The organism is Massilia luteola (genome assembly GCF_034420155.1).
GTDB lineage: Bacteria > Pseudomonadota > Gammaproteobacteria > Burkholderiales > Burkholderiaceae_D > Telluria > Telluria luteola.
On record NZ_JAXOFN010000022.1, the window covers coordinates 1 to 14,843 of the forward strand.

Here is a 14,843-nt window from a genome sequence, read left to right on the forward strand (position 1 = left end):
GTGCGCCCAGCATGGGCGCACTCTTGCGGGTGAAAGTCCCGCCGCAAGCTGACCACAGCGAGCGAAGTGAAGCGCAACTGCGGAAGAGTAATCGACCGTGGGGAGGAAGCGTGAATCGTAAATCATGAGCCGATGGACAAGAATCGCATAGAAGGCGCTGCCGAGCAGGGCGAGCGGGCGACAAACCGCGAAGCTCTTGTGGTCGAGGCGAAGCGGCGTAGATGCGGCGGTTGTGTGATGAAGGAGTGCGGCCCTTACCTGGGGACGCCCCGCCTCACGCCTGAAAGGGCGGCGGCGCTGCCGTAGCGGGGTCTCAGCAGAGGTCATAGTAGTTGGCGGTAGCGCCGGGAAGGCTCGACCCCGCCGACGAAGGACCGAACGAGTAGGAGTGTTGTCCGGCATGTCGATGCGACAGGCAATGCGTCAGATGCCCGCCAAGGCGGGGCGGGAGGCCGTAGGTCAGGGTGAAGCCTTGGCTGAAATCTCCAGCGACGAAGCCTGTCGCCCGCGACATGCGTCAGGAGACGCGGGATCAATGCTGCTGCATGCAGCGTTGAGAAGGGAAAACCTGCTGCAAGCGTTCAAGCGTGTGCGCGCCAACAAGGGCGCAGCCGGGGTGGATGGTCGGGACATCGACGAAACCTCGCGCTACCTGGCCGTGGCCTGGCCGGGGATACGCGAACAATTGTTGGCGGGGACGTACCGGCCCAGCCCGGTACGCAGGGTAACGATTCCGAAGCCCGACGGTGGCGAGCGCGAGCTTGGCATCCCGACGGTGACGGATCGGCTGATCCAGCAGGCACTGCTCCAAGTGCTGCAACCGATTCTTGACCCCACATTTAGCGAGCACAGCTACGGCTTCCGCCCAGGCCGGCGTGCGCAGGACGCGGTACTTGCCGCCCGAGCGTACGTCCAGTCGGGGCGGCGGATCGTGGTGGATGTGGACCTGTCGAAATTCTTCGACAGGGTCAACCATGACATCCTGATCGACCGCTTACGGAAACGCATCGACGACGCTGGCGTGATCCGGCTGGTGCGCGCCTATCTGAACAGCGGCATCATGGACCATGGCGTGGTGCAGTCTCGGCATGAAGGCACGCCGCAAGGCGGTCCGCTCTCGCCCTTGCTGGCCAATGTCCTGCTCGATGAAGTGGACAAGGAATTGGAACGACGCGGCCATTGCTTTGCGCGCTACGCCGATGATGCGAACGTGTACGTTCGCAGCAAGCGTGCGGGCGAGCGGGTGATGGTGCTGTTGCGCCGCCTCTATGCCAAGTTGCACCTCGTGGTCAACGAAACCAAAAGCGCGGTCGGCAGCACCTTCGGTCGCAAGTTCCTCGGTTACAGCCTGTGGGTGGGAAGGGGGAGGGTGGTGAAATTGAAGGTCGCGGAGAAGCCGCTGGCAACATTCAAGCAACGCATCCGCGAACTGACAAGACGCTCTGGCGGCCGCAGCATGCTCCAGATCGTCGAGAGGCTGCGCTCCTACATGCTTGGCTGGAAAGGGTACTTCAAATATGCCGAAACCCCGAAGATATGGAGACAACTCGACGAATGGCTGCGTCACAGGCTCCGGGCGATCCAGCTCAAGCACTGGAAACGCGGGACGACCATGTATCGGGAACTGCTTCGACTCGGGGCAATGCCTGCTGTTGCCGAGCAGGTTGCGGCAAATAGCCGTCGCTGGTGGCGCAACGCCGACCGGCTGTTGAAGTCAGTCCTTACGGTTGCCTACTTCGACCGGTCGGGAGTACCACGCTTGTCCTGACCTCAACTACTCGAACCGCCCGGTGCGGACCCGCATGCCGGGTGGTGTGGCAGGGGCGCAGCTAACATTAGCTGCCCCCTATGCCGATCCGCCACAGTGTTGGATGCTGCCGTAATGACAAGCTAATCGATGGCTGATGGGCAACTAGCCGTAGTACACTGATTGCGCCGATGGGCGTCCGCTGCGCGCGGGCGTGGCGGCAAGGAGACACATAACCCTATAAAACGAAAGAAAAACAATGTCGAGGGCACCCATCTTACTTGGCGGTGTTACCGCTATCATCATCGCCTGGACCGGCGCCGCCCAGGCGCAACAGGCACCCGCCGCGTCGGCCGTCGCCGCGGCACAGGCCGTCGATGACGGCGCCGGCGCCTACCGGACGCAGCGCTACCACAACCTGTTCGCCGAACGCCTGGGCCGCAGTCCGCAAGAAACGCATGCGAGGATCGAGAGCACGTTCCAGCGACTGTTCCACGGCGACGGCCAGGAACAGCGCGTCTATTTCGAGACGGGGGCGAACGCGAACGGCACGCTTGCCTACATCACGGACTGGGCCAACAACGATGTCCGCACCGAGGGCATGAGCTACGGCATGATGATCGCCGTCCAACTCGACAAGAAGCGCGAATTCGACGCGCTGTGGAACTGGTCGAAGACCTATATGCTGACGACCGATCCGGCCAATCCGTCGCGCGGCTATTTCGCGTGGTCGATGAACACGGACGGCACGCCGCGCGCCACCGGGGCCGCGCCGGACGGCGAGGAATACTATGCGATGGCCCTGTATTTCGCCGCGCGCCGCTGGGGCAACGGCAAGGGCATCTACGATTACCAGCGCGAAGCCGATACCATCCTGCGCGGCATGCGTCACCACCCAGTCGTGACGGGCCTGCCGCCGTTCCGCATCCATCCGGGCGATGCGCCGTTCGTCGAGCCGGATACGCCCTGGCCCAGCCCGAACAACCGCCGCGAACAGGCCGCGGCCGACAAGGCTGGCAAACCGTGGCCTTTGCACCGCCCGCGCCGCGAACCGCGCGCGGTGACGGTTGGACCGATGGTCGACGAAGCGCACGCGATGGTCCGCTTCGTGCCCGAAACGTTCGTCCCCGGCTCCGATCCGTCCTACCACCTGCCCGCGTTCTACGAGCTGTGGGCGCGCTGGGGTCCGCGCGAAGACCGCGCATTCTGGGCCCGCGCGGCGGCCGCCAGCCGCGACTTCTTCGTCAAGACGGCCGACCCCGCGACGGGTCTCGGTCCCGACCGCGCCGACTTCGATGGCACGCCCTTGAAGAGCTGGGACGGCAGTCCCGGCGCGTTCGCCTACGACAGCTGGCGCACGATCAGCAACTGGTCCGTCGACCGCAGTTGGTGGAACAAGGATCCGCGTCAGCAGGGGCTGTCCGACCGCCTGCAGCGCTTCCTGGCCACGCAGGGCGTCGACCGCTTCGCCGACCGCTACACGCTGGACGGCAAGCCGCTGTCGGACCGCCATTCGACCGGGATGCTGGCGGCGGCCGCCGTCGGCAGCCTGGCGGCCACGCCGGGGCAGGTGTCCGACGACTTCCTGCGCGCGCTGTGGGACACGCCGGTACCGAGCGGCGAGCAGCGCTACTTCGACGGCATGTTGTACTTGATGAGCATGATGCACGTGGCGGGCGAATTCCGCGTGATCGACACGGTCCGCAAATAACACCAACGACAAGGAGACAAGCATGATGAAACAAACGACCGTCGCCGTCCTTCTCGCCTGCGCGGCGATGGGCGCCCAGGCGCAGGACCGCCCCTGGCTCGACAAATCCAGGTCGGCCGACGAGCGCGCCCGCGCGGCCGTCGCCGCCATGACGCTCGACGAAAAGCTGCTGCTGATCGTCAGCTACACGGGCAAGGAAGACCTGGCCAGGCAGCCGGACGACATCGTGCCGCCAAGCGTGAAAGCCGACGTGGCGGCGCACGAGATCAAGGGCTCGGCCGGCTACGTGCCGGGCATCGCGCGCCTGGGCATTCCGGGGCAGTGGCAGACCGACGCATCGATCGGCGTGCGCGTGAGCGGCATGGAACGCACGGCGCTGCCGTCGTCGCTGGCAACGGCGGCCAGCTTCGATCCGGCCGTCTCCGAGGCGGGCGGACGCATGATCGCCGACGAGGCGCGCGCGTCCGGCTTCAACACCTTCCTGGCCGGCGGCGCCAACCTGGCGCGCGAGCCGCGCAACGGCCGCAACTTCGAATACGTGGGTGAAGATCCGCTGCTGGCCGGACGCATGGCCGCGGGACTCGTGAACGGCATCCAGTCGCGCCACATGGTGTCGACGATGAAGCACTTCGCGATCAACGACCAGGAAAGCCAGCGCACGACGGTCGACGTCACGATCTCGCCCGAGGCCATGCGCCAGTCCGACCTGCTGGCGTTCGAGATCCTCAACGACCTGGCGAAACCGGGCTCCGTGATGTGCTCGTACAACCTCGTGAACGGCCGCTGGGCGTGCGAGAACGAATACCTGCTGAACAAGACGCTGAAGCAGGACTGGAAGTTCAAGGGCTATGTGATGGCCGACTGGGGCGCCGTGCACTCGACGGCGGACGCGGCGAACTATGGCCTCGACCAGTTCACGGGCTACCCGTGCTGCAATCACCACGGCCCGTTCTATTCGGCGAAGAATTTCAAACAGGCGATGGACCGCGGCGACGTGTCGATGCGGCGCCTGGACGACATGGCGCAGCGCATCCTGTGGCCGCTGTTCCAGACGGGTACCTTCGACGATCCGCCGAAAGTGGGCACGATCGATTTCGCCGCGCACGCCGCCGTGTCGCAGCACGCCGCCGAGGAATCGCTGGTGCTGCTGAAGAACGAGAAGAACCTGCTGCCGCTTACGAACGTGAAGTCGGTGGCCGTCATCGGCGGCCACGCGGACAAGGGCGTGCTGGCCGGCGGTGGCTCGTCCGGCGTGACGCCGGTCGGCGGCAATGCCGTGCCGGACCTGGCGCCCAAGTCGTGGCCGGGCCCCGTCGTGTACATGCCGTCGGCGCCGCTCGCGGCGTTGAAAACCGAGCTGCCGGCATCGAAGATCGGCTACGCGAGCGGCACGGACATCGGGGCCGCCGTCGCGCTGGCGAAGCAGTCCGACATCGCCGTCGTGTTCGTGACGCAGTGGATGGGCGAGGGCTTCGACGGCAAGCTGGAACTGGACGGCAACCAGGATGCGCTGGTCGCCGCCGTCGTGCGCGCGAATCCGCGGACCGTCGTCGTCGTGGAATCGGGCGGCGCGATCCTCATGCCGTGGCTGAACCAGGTACCGGCCGTGCTGGAAGCGTTCTATCCCGGCATGCGGGGCGGCGAGGCGATCGCGCGCATCCTGACGGGTAAAGTGAATCCGTCCGGCCACCTGCCGATCAGCTTCCCCGCCTCGGACGCGCAGCTGGCGCATGCGGACATTCCCGGCTTCGGCCACAAGGACGGCGTCCCCGTCCACATCACCTACGACGAAGGCGCCGCGATCGGCTACAAGTGGTACGACGCGAAAGGGTATAAACCGTTATTCGCGTTCGGCCATGGCCTGAGCTATACGCGCTTCGCCGTCGCGGCGCCGAAGGCGAACGTCGCGAACGGTGCGCTGACGGTCGGCGCCGCGCTGCGCAACACGGGCGGCCTGGCCGGCAAGGGCGTCGTGCAGGTGTATGTCGCGCCGGCGGACGTCAAGGCGTCGGGCTGGGAAGCGCCGAAACGCCTGGTCGCGTTCCAGAAGCTCGACCTGCAGGCGGGCGCCGCCAGCGCGTTCACGCAGGCCGTCGATCCGCGCCTGCTGGCCACGTATGAAGTCGCGGACAACAGCTGGCGCATCCGTGCGGGCACCTACCGCGTGCTGTTCGGGCAGGCGGCGGACGACCTGCCGGTGTCGGTGGACGTGACGCTGCCGGACATGGTGTGGAGCGCCGTCCACAAGGAGTAACGCGTTATCCGGGAGGGTGGGCACCACGTGCCCACGCGTGACGTCTTATCTGGCCCAGTAGTCCAGCACCAGCGACTTGGCGAGAGCAGGCTTGAGCGTCTCGACGAAGCGCCGGTGCGCCGGATGCGCGAGGTAGGCGTCGCGGTCCTCGGCCGCGGCGAACGTCAACGTGAAGCAGTGCGTGAAGCCGTCGTTCAGGCGTTCCGGACTCACGTTCGTGCCCCATTCGTAGCCGGCGATGCCCGGGATGGATGCGGGGAGGGCAGTGAAGCCGGTCACGATGGCGTCGACGTCGTCGTACGACGCGTCGTCCTTGAACGAGAACAGGACGACGTGGCGGAGCAGTTGGGTGGGCATGGGGCGGTCGGTGCAAGTTGACGAGCCGTCATCTTACACGGCCGTCCGATCAGGGCGCGAGCGCGATCACGTCGTCGCCCGGCAGCGGATCGCAGGCCGCGCCGAGCGGCTCCCAGCCGCGGTGCACGACGATGCGGCGCTCGTCGTGGCACAGCTCCACGCGGCGCGTCCGCGGCGCTGTGCGGTGCACGAAGTCCTCGATCGTCGTCGGCACGCTGATGTGCAGCGCGAGGGCATGGATGTCGTCGAGCGGATGGTCGCCCACGTGCACGAGGGGCACGAACTGGCCGGCGAACATCGTCCAGTGCGAGGGAATCTTGACGGGCTTGGCCGCGTAGCCTTGCGCGCGCAGCCACGCCTGCGCGCGCGCGCGCGGGGCGCCGGATTCGGCGAGGTGCCCCCACGCGAACGCGAGCAGCTCCGCCACCCACTGGTTGCAGTTCTGGTAGCGCGTGCCGAAGGCATAGGCGTTCGCGCTGTAGCTGTCGCCCAGCAGCGCGAGCGCGAGGGGTTTGTCGAGCGCGGCCCGCTCGAGCAGCGCGCTGTCCGCGGCGGGCGGGAACAGCAGGGCGACGTGGCCGTGCGTCGGCGCGTCGGCACCGAGCACGAAGCCGGACATGCCCTGGTCGAACAGGCGCGGCCGCGATTCGTCGCACGCGTAGTACAGCTGGCGTACGACCCACGGGCCGCCCTGATTGTCCTGCAGGGCGATGCCCGCGTGCGAGTACAGCAGGCCGAAGCGGGAGAGGTCCAGGCCCGCGCGCGCCACGAGGGCGATGCTGCTGCCCGAGCGCGCCAGTTCGTCCTTGACGGCCGCGGCGAAGCGCAGCACGCGGTCCTGGTCCGCGGCCGTGACCTTGTCGGCGCGGTCGCAGAACGTCGGGATGCCGGCCCATGCGCCCGCGCTCGCGAACAGCAGCAGCGCGGCCGCAACGAGCCGACCGACCATCAGATGGTCACTTTGCGCGAGGCGAGTTCGCGATACCAGTCGTCCTGCAGCGCGAGGAAGAAGGGCTTGCGCGTGTCGCCGTACGCGAATTCGTAGCCGTACACGCGCTCGTTCACCTGCACGATTTGCCCCTTGTCGACGCGGCGGTCGGCCAGCGCGCGGTCGGGCACGTCGACCCAGAACTCGGTCGCGGCATCGCCCGCGGCGGCGCGCAGCGTGATGCGCGTGACGCCCGCCTTGGCCGGGGCCTGGGCGACGTCGATCACGCGGTACGGGCCGGTCTCCGCGCGCCTGTTGTCGCCGTGCGAGCTGTTGCTGGAGCCGCCGATGGAATCGGAGATGCTGCCCGACGACGCGGAGCCGGCGCTGGAGGCGGACGACGCGACGCTGTCGGCATGGGCGGGCAAGGACATGGCGGCCGCGGCCAGCGCCAGGGCGAGTGCGCGGGTGAGATTCGTGAAGGTCATGATGTCTTTCTCAAGCGTATTGGGTAGTCACAATGGTACAAGTGCCGCGTGCCGCTGAGAAGGCACACGTGGTTTTGTCGCACCAAATATCGTAGGGTGGGTGGCCCTACGCCCACGCGGATGCCTGCGCGACGCGAACGTCGCGCGCGGGCACGTTTCATTTGGGGCCCCCGGCCCCAAATGCCCGCCCTGCGGAGGCGGCCGTGGTTTTGTCGCAAACGGCGTCAGGCCGGATACAAGGCGCCCAGGATGCGCGGTCCTGCCGCCCCCGTCACCGCCGGCAGGTTGCCCGGCTGGCGGCGCAGGAAGCGGTAGCCCAGCCACGCGAAGGCGAGCGCCTCCACGCGGTTCGGCGCGACGCCCAGCGTCTCCGTCGACGCGACGGGAATCCCGCCGCCGAGCGCGGTGGCGATGTCGCGCAGCAGCACGCCGTTGTACGCGCCGCCGCCGCAGACGTAGACGGCCTGCGCGGCGGCTTCATCCTGGATGGCGCGGGCGATGGTCACGGCCGTCAGCCGCGTCAACGTTGCCTGCACGTCGGCCGGCGCCACGCCCGGCCGCTGCGCCAGCTTCGCATCGAGCCATCGCGCGTGAAACAGGTCGCGGCCCGTGCTCTTGGGCGGCGGCTGGCGAAAGTACGGTTCGTCCAGGAGGAGGTCGAGCAGGGCGGTGTCGACCGTGCCGGTGGCCGCCCAGGCGCCGTCCTGGTCGTACGGCAGGCCGCGGTGGCGCGCGATCCACAAATCCATCAGTACGTTGCCGGGACCGGTGTCGTAGCCGTTCACGCGGCCGTCGCCGTGCAGCACGCTGATGTTGCCGATGCCGCCGATATTGACGACGACGCGTACCTGCCCGCGCTTGCCGAAGCGGGCTTCGTGGAAGGCCGGCACGAGGGGCGCGCCCTGGCCGCCGGCGGCGACGTCGCGGCTGCGGAAGTCGGCGATGACGTCGATGCCGGCGAGTTCGGCCAGCAGGGCGGGATTATTCGTCTGGCGCGTAAAACCGAGTTCGGGGCGGTGGCGGATGGTCTGGCCGTGCACGGCGACGGCGCGGACTGGGCCGGGCGCGGCGGCGGCCAGCGTTTTCACGCACTCGGCGTAGCAGCGCGCCAGCGCGTTCGCGGCCAGCGCCTCGCGTTCCAGTTCGTTGGCGCCGGCGGCCTGCAGGGCCATCAGTTCGGCGCGCAGGTCGGCCGGGAACGGCGTGAAGGCGGCGTCCAGCGTGCGGATGCCGCGCCCGGAAAAGTCGGCCAGCACGCCGTCGACGCCGTCCAGGCTCGTGCCGGACATCAGGCCGATGTAGAGGGTGGATGCCATTATCGATTCCTAAAAGCAAAACGCCTTGCCGGCATGCCGTGCAAGGCGTCTATATCGCAAAGCTGAAGGATCAGCGTGCGGCCATCGCGTTACCGGCCGGCGAGAGCAGCGAGAAGCGGTGCGACATCTCGGCGGCGGCCATCCTGAATCGGTTCAATTCGCCCGGCGTCAAAGGCTGCTGCTGCAGGTTCTTCAGCGCCATCGGGTCGGTGGCGTGGCCGCCGATGCGGAATTCGTAGTGCAGGTGCGGGCCCGTCGCCCAGCCCGTCGCGCCGACGTAGCCGATTACGTCGCCCTGCGCCACTTTCTGGCCGCGGTGCAGGCCGCCGGCGAAGCGGCTCATGTGGCCGTACGCGGTGCTGTAGTTGGACCAGTGCTTGAGCACGACGATGTTGCCGTAGCCGTTCTGGGTGCCGACGAAGTCGACCACGCCGTCGCCCGACGCCTTGATCGGGGTGCCCATCGGCGCCGCGAAGTCGACGCCCTCGTGTTTTTTCCAGACGCCGAGCACCGGGTGCATGCGCATCGAGAAGCCCGACGAGATGCGGTTGAATGCCACCGGCGACTTGAGGAACGCTTTTTTCAGCGACTTGCCGTCCAGGCTGTAGTAGCCGCCCTGGTGGCTGATGGGGTCTTCGTACCAGACGGACTGGTAGGCCACGCCGCGGTTGACGAATTCGCCGGCCAGGATGCGGCCCGTGCGCACCATCTCGCCGTCCAGCCAGTAGGTTTCGTAGACGACGTTGAAACGGTCGCCGCGCTTCAGGTCCGAGCGGAAGTCGATGCTCGTCGAGAACATCTCGATGATCTGGTTGACGACGGAATCCGGAATCTGGCTGCCGTCGCTGGCGTCGTCGGTGGCGGCGTACAGCGAGCTCGTGATGTCGCGCGAACGCATCTCGACACGGCGCTCGAGCTGGGCCGGGGCCGCGTTGGAGACGAATTTGTCGCCCTTGCGCGTCACGGTGACGGTCTTGAACTGGTCTTTGTCGGCGATCGTCGCGTGCAGGCTCAGCAGCAGACCGTTCTCGTCGGTCTCGGCCTGGATGCGCTTGCCGGTCTTGAGCGAGAGGATGGAGCGGGCCACCTTGTCGGCGCGGACGAAGGCCTGGGCTTGCTGGTCTTCGATGCCGAGACGGTTGAACACGGCGCCCAGCGAGTCGCCGGGACGGATGCGTTCTTCGTGGATGAATTGCTGCTGGTCTTGCTGGAGGGCCGCGATCTGGTCTGCCAGGTTCGGCAGTTGCAGGTCTTGCGCGACCGACTTGACCGGAATGTCCGATGCGTCCGGTGCGATCGGCGCGACGGCGGTGGCGCCGAAGGCGCACAGTGCCAGGGCCGCGGCACCCCCGGCGACGATGCGGGTTTTGCGGCTCGTTTCAGCCAGGCCAAACCAGCGCTTGCCGGTGATTTTCTGTATTGGGTTCATGCAATCAGTTAAAATTTACCGCTTGAACAGCCCAAGACCATTTGTCGTTGTTATTAGTGTTGTCGTTGAAACTTTTCGTGCGGCAAGATTGACGGGATCGCGAATTATATCAAACTACCGGGTCTTACAACCGTTTTAGTCCTTTTCCTACAAGATTTTTATGACTTCTCCAGAAATTTCTGGTAATGCAAAAATTGCAACGCCAGCGGCCGGCCCGGCGCTCCTGCCCCTGAGCGATGCCGTCCAGGACGCCCTCGCCATCGCCAAGCGCGGCGTGGACGAGCTGCTGATCGAGAGCGAATTTGCCCAGAAACTGGCCCGTTCGGAACAGAGCGGCACACCGCTGCGCATCAAGCTGGGCCTGGATCCGACGGCGCCCGACCTGCACCTCGGCCACACCGTCGTGCTGAACAAACTGCGCCAGCTGCAGGACCTGGGCCACCAGGTGATCTTCCTGATCGGCGACTTCACGTCGATGATCGGCGATCCGTCCGGCCGCAACGCCACCCGTCCCCCGCTGACCCGCGAACAGATCGAAACCAACGCCGCCACCTACTTCAAGCAGGCCTCGCTCGTGCTCGACCCGGCGCGCACGGAAATCCGCTACAACTCCGAATGGTGCGATGCCCTCGGCGCGCGCGGCATGATCCAGTTGGCCTCGCGCTACACCGTGGCCCGCATGATGGAACGCGACGACTTCACCAAGCGCTACAAGAGTGGGACGCCGATCTCGGTCCATGAGTTCCTCTATCCTTTGATGCAGGGCTACGATTCCGTCGCTTTGAAAGCAGACCTTGAGCTGGGTGGAACGGACCAGAAATTTAATCTGCTTGTGGGCCGCGAGCTACAAAAAGACTATGGCCAGGAGCCGCAGTGCATCCTGACCATGCCGCTGCTGGAAGGCCTGGACGGCGTCGAGAAGATGTCCAAGTCCAAGAACAACTACATCGGCATCACCGAACCGGCCAACACGATGTTCGGCAAGCTGATGAGCATCTCGGACGTCATGATGTGGAAGTATTACGAGCTGCTGTCGTTCCGTTCCATTCAGGATCTGGCCGCGTTGAAAGCGGAGGTGGCAGGCGGCCGCAACCCGCGCGATGCGAAGGTCGCGCTGGCCCAGGAAATCGTCGCCCGCTTCCACTCTCAGCAGGCCGCCGAGGATGCGCTGGCCGACTTCGTCAACCGTTCCAAGGGCGGCATCCCGGACGACGTGCCGGAAGTCGACGTCAACGGCGCGCCGCTGGGCCTGGCCCAGTTGCTGCGCCAGGCCGGGCTGTGCGCCTCGAGCTCGGAAGCCATGCGCATGATCGACCAGGGCGGCGTGCGCATCGATGGTACGGTCGTGGCCGACAAGGCGCTGCAAGTCCAGGCCGGCACGTTCGTGCTGCAGGTGGGCAAGCGCAAGTTCGCCCGCGTCACGCTCGCCGCGGGGCCGCTGTCCGCATGATCGGCCTGCTGCAACGGGTCGGCGAGGCCAGCGTTACCGTCGACGGCGCGGTCACCGGTGCCATCGGCCGCGGGCTGATGGTGCTCGTGTGCGCGGAAAAAGGCGACACGGAACGCGAGGCCGACGCGCTGCTGGCGAAACTGCTGACGTACCGCGTGTTTTCGGACGACGCCGGCAAGATGAACCGCAGCGTGACGGACGTGGCGGGCGGCCTGCTGCTCGTGCCGCAGTTCACGCTGGCGGCCGACACCCGTTCGGGCACGCGGCCGTCGTTTTCCCCGGCCGCCGCGCCGGAGGATGGACGGCGGCTGTTCGACCATGTCGTGCGCCAGGCGCGCGAGCGTCACGGTATCGTCGAAACGGGCCGTTTCGGCGCCGACATGAAGGTGGCGCTGATCAATGACGGACCGGTGACGTTCTGGCTGCGTATTGATCCACCCCGGGTCGCGAGCTGAAAGGGGAAACCGCGCGCCGCGGCGATGGTCTTACGGTGAGCGGATGGGAAGGAGACTAATCATGAAGATATGGAGCGATTCCTTTACCGAGGGCGACATGATTCCGCCCAGATGTGCGTTCGCCGAGATGGACCCCGGCGCCCACATCAAGCTGTCGAGCAACCGGAGTCCGCATATCGCCTGGGACGACGTGCCGGCCGGCACGCAGTCGCTGGCGCTGCTCGTGCACGACCTCGACGTGCCGACGGACGGCAGCAACGTGAACCAGGAGGGCCGGACCGTCCCCGATACGTTGCCGCGGACGGATTTCTATCACTGGTCGCTGGTCGACATTCCCGTCTGCCTGAAATCCTTCGCCGAGGGCCTGTTCTCGGACATGGTCACCCCGGGCGGCAAGAGCGGCCCCCTCGTGCCGTTCACGATCAAGAACGGCACCGAGCACCAGTTGCGTCACGGCATCAACGATTACACGGGCTGGTTCGCGAACGATCCCGCCATGGCCGGCGAATACTTTGGCTACGACGGCCCGTGCCCGCCGTGGAACGACGAGCGCGTGCATACCTATGTGTTCACGCTGTATGCCCTCGACATTCCGCGGCTGCCGCTGGCGGGCCCGTTCACCGGCAAGGAAGCGCGCCTGGCCATTACCGGGCACATCCTGGACGAGGCGAAGATCTTCGGCGTGTATTCGCTCAATCCCGACGTGGCGGGCAATCTGATCGGCCAGCCTTCCTGACCGGTTTTCACTCTACCTACGGCTGCCCGGCCAGCCGGGCAGCCCTGAACGATCGCTCCGCGGCGCGGGGCGGCGCATCCGCATGACGACAACGAACGCATCCGCAGCACCCACCGACATCCTCCTGATCCGCCACGGCGAAACGGCCTGGAACGCCGAGCGCCGCCTGCAGGGCCACCTGGACATTCCGCTGAACGACGAGGGCGAGCGCCAGGCCGCGCTGCTGGCGGGCGCGCTGGCGCCGGAAGCCATCGATGTGCTCGTCGCAAGCGACCTGCGGCGGGCCCGCCAGACGGCCCAGGCCGTGGCCGATGCGCGCGGCCTGGCGCTGGCCATCGAACCGGCGCTGCGCGAACGCGGCTACGGCGGCTTCGAAGGCTTGCTGTACAGCGAGATCGAGCAGCGTTTCCCGCTGGAATTCGCCGCCTGGCAGGCGCGCGACGTCGATGCCAGATTGCCGCCGGGCCGCAACGTGGGCGAGAGCTTCCGCGCCTTCTTCGACCGCGCCACCGGCGCCATCCTGGCGCTGGCGGCAACCCACCCGGGCAAGACCGTCGCGCTCGTCGCCCACGGCGGCGTGCTGGAATGCGCGTACCGGCTGGCGCGTGGACTGCCGCTGGAAACCCCGCGCGACTTCAAGGTCTATAACGCCAGCATCAACCGTTTCCGCTTCGATCCGGCCACGGGTAGCCTCGCATTGCACAGCTGGGGCGAGGTCGATCACCTGCGTCCCGCGGTGCTGGATGAACTGCCTTGACGGCATGCTGGCGGAATTGGCAAGTGTTTTCTGGTATGTGCGCAACAATTCAGCAAAAAAATGTGCTGATAAATTAAGCAGCACTTCGGGTAAAATAGCGAGTTCCCGTTGCTTCCCGTGATTTTCTGCCGTGCAAATTGGTCCCTATACGCTGCGCAATAACGTCTTCGTCGCCCCGATGGCCGGGGTGACCGACCGTCCATTCCGCCAGCTGTGCAAGAAACTGGGCGCGGGTTACGCGGTGTCCGAGATGGCGGCGTCGAATCCGCGCCTGTGGGCCAGCGAGAAGAGTTCGCGCCGTACCGACCACGCGGGCGAGATGGAACCGAAAGCCGTGCAGATCGCCGGCGCCGACCCGCACGACCTGGCCGAATGCGCCCGGTTCAACGTGGAGCGCGGCGCCCAGATCATCGACATCAACATGGGGTGCCCCGTCAAGAAGGTGTGCAACAACTGGTGCGGCTCGGCGCTGCTGCAGCATGAAGATCTCGTGCAGCGCATCCTGGACGCCGTCGTGAACGCCGTCGACGTGCCCGTCACGCTGAAATTCCGCACCGGCTGGGACCGCGAAAACAAGAACGCGCTGACCATTGCCCGGATGGCCGAGCAAGCCGGCATCGCCATGCTGACCCTGCACGGCCGCACCCGCGCCGACGGCTACAAGGGTGACGCGGAATACGACACCATCGCCGCCGTCAAGGCCGCCGTCGGGATTCCCGTCGTGGCCAACGGCGACATCACGACGCCGGACAAGGCCAGGTTCGTGCTCGACTATACGGGCGCCGACGCCGTCATGATCGGCCGCGCCGCCCAGGGGCGCCCTTGGATCTGCCGCGAAATCGATTACTTCCTGCGTACGGGCGGCTACCTGCCGGCGCCGCTGGTGGACGAGGTGCGCGAATTGATGAACGAGCACTTGCCGGCCCACTACGCCTTCTATGGCGAATACCTGGGCGTGCGCACGGCGCGCAAGCACATCGGCTGGTATGTCGAGGACTTGCCCGGTGGCGAAGAATTCCGCCAGCGCATGAATCGTATGGAATCGACGGCCGAACAATTGGCCGCAGTTGATGAATTTTTTAAATCGCAACACCGGTATGGCGAGCGGTTACAATACCGGCCCGCGCATGCAGATGCTGCGATTGCCGCCTAAAAGATAGTCAAAATAATAAGAACTTCGGAGACAAACGCTGCCACAAGCAGCATTCAACCAGG

The 14,843-nt window shown here is 66.3% G+C and carries 13 protein-coding genes; 8 read left to right on the forward strand and 5 right to left on the reverse strand.

The window, feature by feature from the left end; genetic code table 11:
• Positions 1–400 precede the first annotated feature (400 nt).
• From ltrA to U9J41_RS20350, 3 genes are all read left to right on the forward strand, one after another.
• The gene (gene ltrA, locus U9J41_RS20340; protein WP_322401867.1) at positions 401–1,768 is read left to right on the forward strand and encodes a group II intron reverse transcriptase/maturase; all 1,368 of its coding nucleotides are present in this window, start codon (positions 401–403) and stop codon (positions 1,766–1,768) included.
• Between the two features lie 238 nt (positions 1,769–2,006).
• Positions 2,007–3,458 carry a family 8 glycosyl hydrolase gene (locus U9J41_RS20345; RefSeq protein WP_322403988.1) on the forward strand — a complete coding sequence of 484 codons (1,452 nt, stop codon included), beginning with the start codon at positions 2,007–2,009 and terminating at the stop codon, positions 3,456–3,458.
• A 22-nt stretch (positions 3,459–3,480) separates the two neighbouring features.
• Entirely contained in the window at positions 3,481–5,712 is a 2,232-nt protein-coding gene (locus U9J41_RS20350) for a beta-glucosidase (protein ID WP_322403989.1), read from the forward strand.
• Between the two features lie 45 nt (positions 5,713–5,757).
• Here the strand turns inward: U9J41_RS20350 and U9J41_RS20355 are convergent, their stop codons facing one another.
• From U9J41_RS20355 to U9J41_RS20375, 5 genes are all read right to left on the reverse strand, one after another.
• A complete protein-coding gene (locus tag U9J41_RS20355; protein WP_322403990.1) occupies positions 5,758–6,069 on the reverse strand; it encodes a Dabb family protein in 312 nt (103 codons plus the stop codon).
• A 49-nt stretch (positions 6,070–6,118) separates the two neighbouring features.
• Positions 6,119–7,018, reverse strand: a complete 900-nt coding sequence (locus U9J41_RS20360) for a DUF2145 domain-containing protein (protein WP_322403991.1) — start codon at positions 7,016–7,018, stop codon at positions 6,119–6,121.
• Complete coding sequence (locus U9J41_RS20365) at positions 7,018–7,485, reverse strand: hypothetical protein (RefSeq protein ID WP_322403992.1); 468 nt, start codon at positions 7,483–7,485, stop codon at positions 7,018–7,020. The genes U9J41_RS20360 and U9J41_RS20365 overlap by 1 nt, the downstream gene beginning before the upstream one ends.
• Before the next feature lie 224 nt (positions 7,486–7,709).
• Positions 7,710–8,801 carry an anhydro-N-acetylmuramic acid kinase gene (locus U9J41_RS20370; RefSeq protein ID WP_322403993.1) on the reverse strand — a complete coding sequence of 364 codons (1,092 nt, stop codon included), beginning with the start codon at positions 8,799–8,801 and terminating at the stop codon, positions 7,710–7,712.
• Positions 8,802–8,871: 70 nt separating this feature from the next.
• Positions 8,872–10,230 carry a M23 family metallopeptidase gene (locus tag U9J41_RS20375; RefSeq protein ID WP_322403994.1) on the reverse strand — a complete coding sequence of 453 codons (1,359 nt, stop codon included), beginning with the start codon at positions 10,228–10,230 and terminating at the stop codon, positions 8,872–8,874.
• 160 nt (positions 10,231–10,390) lie between these two features.
• Here U9J41_RS20375 and tyrS point away from each other — a divergent pair, with 160 nt between their 5' ends.
• The 5 genes from tyrS (at position 10,391) to dusB (ending at position 14,781) form a co-directional block, all read left to right on the forward strand.
• Positions 10,391–11,680, forward strand: coding sequence for a tyrosine--tRNA ligase (gene tyrS, locus U9J41_RS20380; RefSeq protein ID WP_322403995.1), 1,290 nt, complete (start codon positions 10,391–10,393; stop codon positions 11,678–11,680).
• Positions 11,677–12,135: a D-aminoacyl-tRNA deacylase gene (gene dtd, locus U9J41_RS20385; protein WP_322403996.1), complete on the forward strand. Its 459-nt coding sequence runs from the start codon at positions 11,677–11,679 to the stop codon at positions 12,133–12,135. The genes tyrS and dtd overlap by 4 nt, the downstream gene beginning before the upstream one ends.
• Before the next feature lie 61 nt (positions 12,136–12,196).
• Complete coding sequence (locus U9J41_RS20390) at positions 12,197–12,871, forward strand: YbhB/YbcL family Raf kinase inhibitor-like protein (RefSeq protein ID WP_322403997.1); 675 nt, start codon at positions 12,197–12,199, stop codon at positions 12,869–12,871.
• A gap of 82 nt (positions 12,872–12,953) precedes the next feature.
• On the forward strand, positions 12,954–13,628 hold the full coding sequence (locus U9J41_RS20395) for a histidine phosphatase family protein (protein WP_322403998.1): 675 nt from the start codon (positions 12,954–12,956) through the stop codon (positions 13,626–13,628).
• A 130-nt stretch (positions 13,629–13,758) separates the two neighbouring features.
• Entirely contained in the window at positions 13,759–14,781 is a 1,023-nt protein-coding gene (gene dusB / locus U9J41_RS20400) for a tRNA dihydrouridine synthase DusB (RefSeq protein ID WP_322403999.1), read from the forward strand.
• The last annotated feature ends 62 nt before the right edge of the window (positions 14,782–14,843 follow it).